Genomic DNA, 10,107 nt, shown 5'->3' on the forward strand with positions numbered 1-10,107 from the left:
GCTAATGGTATAATTTGTGTTAAAAGTAATTGCAAACTGACGTATACACTCATAGTTAAACAATCGCAAAAACAAAAATTGCTTTACTATTACACCTAAGCAATTTAGCACGCCCCCCCAGCAAAGCCACTCAATTATGACGACACCCCATGCCGGTGTCGCTGAACACCCCGTTAGAGTATACGGGGCAGGCCTAATAGACAAAAGCCCCTCGTTTGCTGCGATGCCGGGGGGGCTTTCGTCTATACGGCTAAATGTTACGTGCTGGCGTTTCTGTCAATTTAGGTTTCTGTATTCAATTGGAGTCTTCCCTGTCTTTTGTTTAAAAAGTTTGCTGAAATATTGAGGGTACTCAAATCCTAATGAATAAGCAATTTCTCCAACACTGTTGTCGGAGTTTATCAAAATATTTTTGGCTTCTTCAATAAGGTAGTAATGAATATGGTCTTGTGCATTCATTCCTGTTTCCTTTTTGAGCAGGTCACTTAAATAACTGGCAGATAAATGTATGTTGTCAGCTAAATATTTTACTGTCGGCAAACCAGTTTCTTTCAACTGTTCCGATTTGAAGTAGGATTTTAATAATTTCTCTACCTGCGCAATTGTGTTTGAATTACTACTTTTTCTAGTAATAAATTGTCTGCCGTAGTAGCGTGAACAATAATTGAGAAGTAATTCAATATTTGAAACTATAAGGGTTTGGCTGTGATTGTCAATATTTTCTTGTAATTCCGTTGCAATTTTTTGCACACAGTCATATAAAGTTTGTTTTTCTTTTTCAGATAAATGCAAGGCCTCAGCAGTTTCGTATGAAAAAAAAGTGTATTCATTCATTTTTTCACCTAACGATGTACCACGAAGTAAATCTGGATGAAAGAACAAACCCCAACCCATCATATCGTCTCTCTTCTCAATCTCACTGTCCATTGTAACCACTTGCTTTGGCGCAATGCAAACCAAACTTCCATCCTGAAAATCATAAGATTGTCTTCCATACCGTATTTTATTGGCGCAATAGTTTTTAAACATAATGGAATAGAAATCAGTACTAATCCTTGTACCTTCTTCTACGTATTCATCTACTTTACTAAAATCAACCACTGCAACCAATGGGTGATTAGTTTTGTTTTGCACAAAGTGGTTGATTTCGGATATGCTATGTAATTGAATAATTGGTTTCATTTTATACTTGGCTCATTACAATTTTATCAAATAATCTATCCCCTAAATAAATTCTCATCCAAACCATTGGTTTTGCATATAGCCCAACTCTATATCTTGTTTTTGGTTTTCGTTCATTTATAATTTTACTCACAGTGTTGGAAATTACAATAGGTTTTGAACCCTTTCCGCTATCAAACAATTTTTTAGTCGCAGCTACTAGTTTGTTTGTGATTGTAGCATAAGCTCCTTTTGATGAAAATTTACTTAACTGGTTTAACATAACATCAGCAAACTCGGTTCTAATGATTCCCGGCTCTAAAATAACTACATTTATATTAAATTGTTTAATTTCTAATCTCAAACAATCGCTAAAACCTTCAACTGCATGTTTGCTGGCATGATACCAAGCACCCATTGGTGTGTACATTTTTCCGCCCATGGAAGAAGTGTTAATAATTGTTCCCATTTTTGCTTTACGCATGTATGGAACGACTATTTGTGTAATTGCCGCTAATCCAAACAAATTTACTTCAAATTGTTGTCTGGCTTCTTGGATTGGTACGTCTTCAACAGCACCATACAAACCATATCCTGCATTGTTCCAAAGAACATCGATTTTCCCTTCTTGCTTAATGATCGTGTCCACTGCATTTTGAATGTCACTTGCGTTTGTAACATCCATTTGAATAGGATGCCCACCTAATGTTTTGAGGTCTTGCATTTGGTCAATTCGTCTTGCAACAGTGTAAACTGTATGTCCTTGCTGAATGAGTTCTTTTGCAGTTTCTTTGCCCATTCCTGAACTTGCACCCGTGATTAAAATTATTTTCTTGCTCATTATTTTGAATAGTATTATTACTTAATTGGTGGCTTAATAAAATATTTAATTGCTAGCGAATTTTTTAAGTAATTCTTCAGAAATCATTTTTCCTAATTGGTCGCAGGCCTTTGGACTATCTCCACTAAAAAGTCTGCGATCAATATAAGTGTCTCCTTTAACACCGTCATTAATGACTTTCATACCTTGTTCTTCAAGTTTTTCACATTGGAACCAAGGAAGCATGCCCGGTAAATAACCAAGCATGGGAGATTGCTTATCAAATTTATCTGGAAAAGCGGCCAGTTTGTATCCACTATATGGATGCGGGCCATCTCCATTTTGAACGGTCGCCATAAGGGCGGCAGGCCCGTGGCAAACGGCAACAAGGTATCGGTCAGTATCTTTTACCCAACGAATCAAAGTGCCTACATTTTTATCTTCTGGCAAGCCAACCATGGCACCATGCCCGCCAGGTAGAAACAAAGCAACATAATCAGAATCTTCGTTGAGCTTACCATTCGCAATCATTTCCGAAAGTGATAACGGACGGTCAAACTTGGATTGATTATTTGCAAGAAATGTAATTACTGCAATATCTTTTTTGGGCACCGACCACTGTTCAAGAATTGCAGGCTTACCAGTTGGTGTAACCACATCAAAGTTAAACCCTGCATTTACCAAGTGCATCAGAGGTACTGTTGTCTCCTGTACATTTTGCCCTGTGGAGAACAAAACACCATTAGCCATTTCAAGGTAACGTTCTTCTGTACAAAGGACTAATATTTTTTTATTTCCTGTGTACTTCTTACCTCCGAAGTCTGTGTGCTTATAGCCACTTTTTTTATCTACACCAAGAAAAAGGCCGAGCGGAGATGGGATGTATCCTCTACCGTCCTTCTCTATAGTAGGGGCGATGCCGAGCAAACGCTGAAAGAAGTTTGTTTTTGTTTTATTACTCATTTTTCTTGAATTTATAATGCAAATGTCAGGCTAATGAGTCGTTGTTAGTTAATACAAATTCACGATTGTTGTATACTTTTTATGGATTGTTAGTTTTGTTATTCGATTCGTGGTCGTCTTACGCTTGCACCTAACGTCAGCCTGTGAAATAACCAACTTGCCCACAGCTGCACGTTAACAACATGTGGTAAAAATAAAAATTGCAACGACACTGCTGACGGACCTTCAAAAATAAATAAATACACATTACATAGCAGAAGGCTGCCGGTATCAAATGAAAATATCAAGTTTAGATTGCAACATCGATGTTGAAAATGTTGTACGCTTTATTGATGCATTTGTAAGCAAGCGCGATTTAGTAAAATTGAAATTTGAAAAGAGTTCTTGTTGTCGTGGTATTTTAATCTACAATTGGCATAAATCGTATATGGTCATAGTTATGAAATCGCTTCGATCGCCAAAATTTTCAAAAGTGGGTTTTTTCACATCTTGACGCACGGTTGGCAGCTACAAGAAGTTGGCGATTTCGAAGCACAAAACTGTCTGTTAGCACCGCACTTGCTACGAAGCACAAATCTTCATTTAACCACTGAACCGCCAATTTCTTGTAGGTGCTGTTATGCGTTTGCCCTTCTTTTCTCATTGTCTGGAATGATTTGCTTTTATGTTGTCTGTTGCAAGACGCACTGTTTCTTCAATTCGTTTTTGTCTTGTATCGTCTTTCTTAGCGTTGAGTATCCATTCAAGTATTCCCCGTTTTGATGAACGTGGAAATTTCACCCAATTTGCAAATGCAATTTTGTTTTTTGAGAATTGTGCTTGTAAGTCGTCTGGAACGGTAATATTCTCTACATCATCCAATGCTGTCCAAGTCCCATTTTTTTTGGCAATTTCTATCATTTCAAAACCTGCGGATTGCATAAGTCCTTGTTCAATCAGTTTTGCAACTTTCTCTTTGTTAAACTTACTCCAATTGCTTTTAGGGTTTCTCTTCGCAAAGAATTGATAATAACTACTCTCATCCCTTTTGTTTGGTTTGCTGTCTATCCAACCAAAACACAATGCTTCGTCCACCGCTTCTGGGTAATAAATGCTCGGGATGTCTCTCTCTTTTTTGTAAATGATGAGCCAAACAGATTTTTCTGTTTGGCTATTTTTTTCCAACCATTTTCGCCAATCTTTTCGTGTCTTGGCGTGATAAGTATTTATGCCGTTATGTAATTCCAACTTATGTGTTTATTTAATGTCAAATAACATTTTTGCTTCATTCCAACTTATTAACTCCCCCCTATTTATTCGTTTGGATTGAATTTTAGAAGAGAATAACTTAGATTGTTTCATCGCTTCTAAATGTGTTCCATGTCGATAAAACGCATTGATTTCTTCTTCACTAAACCATAGAGTCATTGTATACCAGTGCTTCAAATTCCAGTTGTTGGTTACTTTATACTTTTTGCAATTTGATTGTTTCAACTCACTAATAATTTGTGCGTTAAACTTAAAAAAGGCAACTAATTTAGAATATGACTTCAACTCTATTTTAGTAATTGATATTATCATTTAATTATTGAAGGTTTGGTTTGTATTTCATTTTTCTGTCTATTTAATAATGTTTTGCAGCTACAAGAAGTTGGCGATTTCGGAGACGAAAACTGTCTGCCACCGCTGAACATGATACAAAGGACAAGGCTTCATTTAACCACTGAAACGCCAATTTCTTGTAGGTGCTGTTATGGGATGGGCTAATGTTTAATTATTTTGAAAGGTTGATTAACCCCATCAATCATCAGGAAATATAAACCTTGAGGGAATCCGTCCAATTGAATAATTGTATTTTTAGATACAATTCCAGTTTTAATTTCGCTGCCTTTAATATCTATCAACTTAAAAGCACTTCCGAAGATTTCATTGCCAACATCCAGCACAAAATAAGAAGATGTAGGATTTGGATAAACCCTCGCAAAAACATCATTTATTTCATAAGTTCCGGTTGCCATTGTTGGCGTATAAACTCTGATTTTGTTACTTCCGGAAACAGCAGCAAGACCATTTGCCGCAAAGCAAACACCGGAAGTATTTGTGAAATTTAAAACATCAGACCACAACAAATTTAAGGAGAGGTCAAAAGCATACACGCCATTTTCTCCATTCGTTGCATAGATAATATTGTTGTTAGTAGATGAAATCCTTGGTGAATAAAAACCTCCCTGGGTAATGGAAACAGATGAATCGTTAACAACACCAGTCAGTGGATTTAAACGGACGATTTTTCCATTTGACGGAGCATAGACTGAGCTGTCCGATCCAACACACATCGTACTGAAGGAACAATTACCATAGATTTTGGTTTGCCACAATAAATTTAATTGGGTGCCATTATCTGACAGCGCTGCTACATTATCTTCCGTCAGCTGAACATAGATTGCACCGTTTTTTCCGACCATTAAAGCTGATTGTGGCAAATTCCCTCCAGGTTGTAATTCGGTTACAATATGGGAATACTTCTTTTGGCCGTTTAACAAATCAATTGCCCATACATACGAAATACCGCCAATTTGCTCCAATGTATATCCGGTATTATTACCCTGACTGATGGCCATTTCTCCGCTACCTGAGGCCATAGGTACTGTTGAAGTTTGCCAAACCATTTGACCATTTGAAGGGTCTATTTTATAGGTTTTAAAATTCCCCATAATATAAAAGTTGCCAATTGAATCAAAAACTCCTGATTCGGTTATATAAGCAGCGACATTTACATTTGATGTCCAAATATGCGAACCGTCAGATACATTAAGTGCAAAAAGTGAATCATTATTGCTTTCTGTATACCTCATTACAAAAACTCTGTTGTCGCGAAGACCCACAGGAAGTGACCGTCCTGCAGAATCAGTAACATCAACACTCCATAACAAATTCCCCGTGATTAAATCGAAACATTCTACAGGGGCATAGGTGAGACTTTGAAACCGCATAGTCACCAGATAGTTCCCTTCAATATATATAGGGGTACCAAAAAATCCTGATGATGTAGTTTCCCATAGTACACTGTCTGTTGTTGGTCCGGCAACATCAACATAACCGTTTTTTCCCCAATTTCCACCAATATTATTCCAACCGGTATTTTGACCCTTCACCAAAGCAGAAATACTCATAAGGACAAATAAAATTCCATGTTTAATTTTAATTTGATTCATATTAATTGTTTTTATTTTTAGCCTTGCATATAACGTCAGCCCATGAAAAAACCACTTCCTCAACAGGTACACATTAACAGCATGCGGTAAAAATAAAAATTACAACGACACTATAAACGTATCTTTAAAAAAAATAAATACACATCACATACCAGAGCACTGCCGGCATTAAATGGAAATATCACGTTTAGATTGCAACATCGATGGTGAAAATGTGGTTCGTTTTTTTGATGCACTTGTATGCAAGCTCGGTTTATTGAAATTGAAATTTGAAAGAGTAATAGTTATCTTGAAATTTGAATAGCTAAAGTCGCCACAAATCGCATACAGCCATAGTTACGCCCCCGTCAACGATCCGCTAACGCAATAGCAAAATTTCTGCACATCACTTGCTTACATTTCGGGAATACTCGATGCAGCCTCAATAAATGCTAAGGCCGGGGCAGGCAGTGCAATCCCGTTGTGTATTTCACGACACCAAGTTTTGTCAGTTAGTAGCTGCTTTGTCATTCGACCGAAGCACCACGGTTAGTAGTTTCAACATTGATGCAACGAAGCGATTTATATTTAAAGCTCTTTTTTTTTCTATTTGAACCCGTACGGTGGGAAAAATAACTTTGTAAAAAAAGGAATGGTGTATTTTGTTTGGGAACAAAAAACCGCTCTTATAAAATTGACTTGTGGCGTTGGCTTGCAGCTTATTAAAGAATTTGTTTTTTGTGAATGCGTTTTTCCTGCACTAAAGCATCAAAAAGTTCAAATCTTATTGTTTGAAATAGGAACAAATATTTGTTTTGAATTGAAACAGTGTTTATCTTTGCGCTGTTGAATTGAAATAAATAAATTGATATGAACACAAAACTCTCACAGAAACAAATTGGTCAGAGGGTAACTGATCTTCGTAAAATGAAAGGGTTGTCACAGGAAAATTTAGCGAAAAGTGTCAAAATTTCCAGGCCGTCTTTGGCTCAAATTGAGTTAGGGAACAGAAGTGTTGATGTGCTTGAATTGCAAAGGTTGTCTTTGGTCCTGGGTTTTTCAATGGATGATTTCATGTCTAAAAACTTTACTATGAGCCAGGATTTAGAAGGTAAAGCCGAAGCAAAGTCAAAGAAAACAAATGAACGAATTTCTGTTCCAACTCTGCAAGTCAACAAGTTTAAAAATGTGTTGCTCTACATTTTAGAAAGATGTGCAGGTAAACCCAATGTTGGCGAAACGGTGCTTTACAAACTGCTTTACTTTTCTGATTTCAACTACTACGAATTGTATGAAGAACATTTGACTGGTGCAAAATATCGCAAGTTGCCATATGGTCCTGTTCCGCAAAAGATAGACACCATTATTGGTCAGATGATGGAAAAGGGATTGATGCAAAGAATTAAAACGGAGTACTATGACAAGATGCAAACTCGTTACATTCCTCTTGTGAAAGCTGATTTGACAGAGTTGAAAGCAAGCGAAAAGGAAATGATTGATAAAGTGATTGAACAAATGAGTGACTGGTCTGCATCTGCTATTAGTAGTTATTCTCATAAAGATATGCCCTGGATTGCCTCAAAAGAAGGAGAAGAGATAAATTACGAATTAGCTTTTTACAGAGATGCTCCTTTCTCGGTAAGGAACTATGGAGACGAAATTGAAGAACAATGACTTTTGAAGAATTAACCGAATTTAAAAGGGACTTGAAAATCCTTTTGAAAAAATACAGAACATTGAACGATGATTTGGGTGTAGTGAAACAAGTGTTGACTGCAGCACCCGAAGCAAGACCACCGTTCAGTTTTCGCATTGACAATTTGGGATTAGAAACTTGTGTAATCAAAGTGAAAAAGATTGCCTGTAAAGCATTAAAAGGACAAGGTGTGAATTCAGGAATACGTTTGATATACGCCTATTTTGAGAGTGAAGCGAAAATAGTTTTTATAGAACTCTATCACAAGAACGATAAAGAGAATGAAGACAAGCAAAGGATTTTAAACAACTTTAAATAGCAGGGAAAATAAAAAATTTGCAATACCCGGGTATAGAATGGTTGTAAGAATGTAACCTAAAGTTTGCCCATAGCTACACACAAACAGCATGAGGGTAAAAAAAATTGCAACGACACCATTGACATACCTTAGTAAAAAAAATAAATACACATCACATACCAGAGCACTGCCGGCATCAAAAAGAAATATCAAGTTTAGATTGCAATATCGATGCTGAAAATGTTGTATGTTTTTTTGAAGCTTTTGTTTGCAAACTCTATTTAGTGAAATTGAAATCTGTTCAGTGGACAAGTGGTCAAAATTTGTCAAGATTTGATTCGCCTAAAGTTTTTGTGCTGCTGTACACTTACAGTTTCTCATAAGCTTGTGTGTATACCTGTTCGGGTAAGTTGGGATTGAATTGTTTTAGTTTCTGTAAGAAATTTCTTTTCAGAATAATTTCCTTTTTGCTTCCTCTGCCTAATGAACTGCCTTCACCAAATGTTTCTTTGTTGTAGGCAATAGCAGTGTCCCAACCAAGGCGGTCATGAAACAAATCAATGGCGGTTTGTTCTACTAAATTATCTTCTGAATATTCCCAACTCATTTATTGTCTTTCAATTTTTTTACCGCTTTATCAAAATCGCTTTCGTATTCACGGTCTTGTATCACTCTGTATTTTTCATATTCACCTTCGGCTTTTAGCTTGGCTTCCAGCATGGTTACTTTTCCTTTGTCTTTCAGAATCGGGTAATTAGAGAGTTGCAAAAAGTTTGTTAAAAACTTACTCCAATCTTTCATATACATCAGTTGGCTGCGTTTGGCATTTACCTCTGCCAAATCAAGATAGGCGGAAACTATTTTGTTGAGTTCTTCAATGTGAGCTTCATTCAAATAATTTTTTTGCAACCGAGACATCACTTTTCAATATTTTTTTCCTGAAGGGGCTTGTTTCCATGTTTTCAATCCCATGTAAATTTTCTTTGCATCGGCTTCGGTGTAAATTATTTCGGCTGCTGTTTTTCCTGTAATTGCCCAATGCAATTTGTTTTGAACCGATGCAAAAAAATCTTGTGTGGTGGGTGCTTCTTTGGTGTAATCAACACTCAAAGCATACAGGTCGGTAATCTTCTGATAAAATCGTCTTTCGCTTGCACGGATTTCACGAATGCGTTCAAGCAATTCATCAAAATAATCTTTGCCGAAATTTTGCCTTGCTTCAATCGTTCATCATCCAACACAAAACCTTTGGTGATAAATTCTTTCAATGTGCTTGTTGCCCAAATACGAAACTGTGTGGCTTCGCTGCTGTTTACACGGTAGCCAACTGCTAAAATTGCTTCTAATCGGTAATACGAAGTTTGGTATTTTTTGCCATCGGCAGCAGTTGTTTCCATTTTGGAAACAACTGAATTTTCATCCAACTCTTTTGATTCAAAAAATGTTTTTTGAGGTGTTTGCTTATTGCAGGAACAGCCACCGCAAACAAAGCTGACAGTGCTTTTTGTGTTAACCAAAAGTTTCTCCTTGGTAAACCACTTCCACCTTTACATTGCCTTGTGGGGTGGAGTAAAATATGAGTTGATTGTTTTCCATTAGCGTAATTATTTTTTTGTCATTTACCGAGAAATCCTCGGCAACTAAATCTTTATTTTTCAACTTGTAAGAATTCCTTAATAGTTCGTTTTTCATTCACTACCATTTTCCTGATGTCGGGAAAATGGTTTGCACCGTGTTGAGTGGTATGTTCCAAAATGGAACTAACCACTTCTTTTAATTCTCTGCTTTCTATACTTTGCTCCTTTACTTTTTGAAAGTCAATTTTACCTGTATGTTTAGAAACATCAATTCCTGTAATTGGGTATTTTATCTTATCGATATCAATACCAGAAGGAATATAAATAATAGTGTAAATTATAATTAATCCCACTGCTATCGCAAACAGGGCAATCATAAATCCAATAATGCATCCTTTTTTCATTTAAATGTGTGCTAA

The 10,107-nt window shown here is 36.5% G+C and carries 10 protein-coding genes and 1 pseudogene; 2 read left to right on the forward strand and 9 right to left on the reverse strand.

From position 1 onward, the window contains the following. Positions 1 to 276: 276 nt before the first annotated feature. The 6 genes from IPO27_13475 to IPO27_13500 all read right to left on the reverse strand — a co-directional run bounded on the left by IPO27_13475 (position 277) and on the right by IPO27_13500 (position 6,138). Positions 277 to 1,182 carry a helix-turn-helix transcriptional regulator gene (locus IPO27_13475; protein ID MBK8847494.1) on the reverse strand — a complete coding sequence of 302 codons (906 nt, stop codon included), beginning with the start codon at positions 1,180 to 1,182 and terminating at the stop codon, positions 277 to 279. Position 1,183: 1 nt separating this feature from the next. Further along, positions 1,184 to 2,002, reverse strand: coding sequence for an oxidoreductase (locus IPO27_13480; GenBank protein MBK8847495.1), 819 nt, complete (start codon positions 2,000 to 2,002; stop codon positions 1,184 to 1,186). 45 nt (positions 2,003 to 2,047) lie between these two features. Then, positions 2,048 to 2,944: a DJ-1/PfpI family protein gene (locus IPO27_13485; GenBank protein ID MBK8847496.1), complete on the reverse strand. Its 897-nt coding sequence runs from the start codon at positions 2,942 to 2,944 to the stop codon at positions 2,048 to 2,050. A gap of 639 nt (positions 2,945 to 3,583) precedes the next feature. Continuing rightward, positions 3,584 to 4,171 carry a YdeI/OmpD-associated family protein gene (locus IPO27_13490; protein ID MBK8847497.1) on the reverse strand — a complete coding sequence of 196 codons (588 nt, stop codon included), beginning with the start codon at positions 4,169 to 4,171 and terminating at the stop codon, positions 3,584 to 3,586. A 9-nt stretch (positions 4,172 to 4,180) separates the two neighbouring features. Then, on the reverse strand, positions 4,181 to 4,504 hold the full coding sequence (locus IPO27_13495) for a DUF3291 domain-containing protein (GenBank protein MBK8847498.1): 324 nt from the start codon (positions 4,502 to 4,504) through the stop codon (positions 4,181 to 4,183). 182 nt (positions 4,505 to 4,686) lie between these two features. Continuing rightward, entirely contained in the window at positions 4,687 to 6,138 is a 1,452-nt protein-coding gene (locus tag IPO27_13500) for a PQQ-binding-like beta-propeller repeat protein (GenBank protein MBK8847499.1), read from the reverse strand. An 849-nt stretch (positions 6,139 to 6,987) separates the two neighbouring features. On the opposite strand from IPO27_13500, the gene IPO27_13505 reads away from it, so the two are divergent. Further along, positions 6,988 to 7,791 (forward strand): DUF4065 domain-containing protein, encoded by an 804-nt coding sequence (locus IPO27_13505; protein ID MBK8847500.1) that lies wholly within the window; start codon positions 6,988 to 6,990, stop codon positions 7,789 to 7,791. After that, positions 7,788 to 8,132, forward strand: a complete 345-nt coding sequence (locus IPO27_13510) for a hypothetical protein (GenBank protein MBK8847501.1) — start codon at positions 7,788 to 7,790, stop codon at positions 8,130 to 8,132. The genes IPO27_13505 and IPO27_13510 overlap by 4 nt, the downstream gene beginning before the upstream one ends. A gap of 346 nt (positions 8,133 to 8,478) precedes the next feature. Here the strand turns inward: IPO27_13510 and IPO27_13515 are convergent, their stop codons facing one another. The 3 genes and pseudogenes from IPO27_13515 to IPO27_13525 all read right to left on the reverse strand — a co-directional run bounded on the left by IPO27_13515 (position 8,479) and on the right by IPO27_13525 (position 10,092). Beyond that, the gene (locus IPO27_13515; protein ID MBK8847502.1) at positions 8,479 to 8,718 is read right to left on the reverse strand and encodes a hypothetical protein; all 240 of its coding nucleotides are present in this window, start codon (positions 8,716 to 8,718) and stop codon (positions 8,479 to 8,481) included. Next, positions 8,715 to 9,707 (reverse strand): annotated as a pseudogene (locus IPO27_13520) (virulence RhuM family protein). Before IPO27_13520 ends, IPO27_13515 begins: the two are co-directional and overlap by 4 nt. Positions 9,708 to 9,759: 52 nt before the next feature. Next, positions 9,760 to 10,092, reverse strand: a complete 333-nt coding sequence (locus IPO27_13525) for a hypothetical protein (protein MBK8847503.1) — start codon at positions 10,090 to 10,092, stop codon at positions 9,760 to 9,762. Positions 10,093 to 10,107 lie beyond the last annotated feature (15 nt).

This window comes from Bacteroidota bacterium (assembly GCA_016714535.1).
Lineage (GTDB): Bacteria > Bacteroidota > Bacteroidia > AKYH767-A > OLB10 > JADKFV01.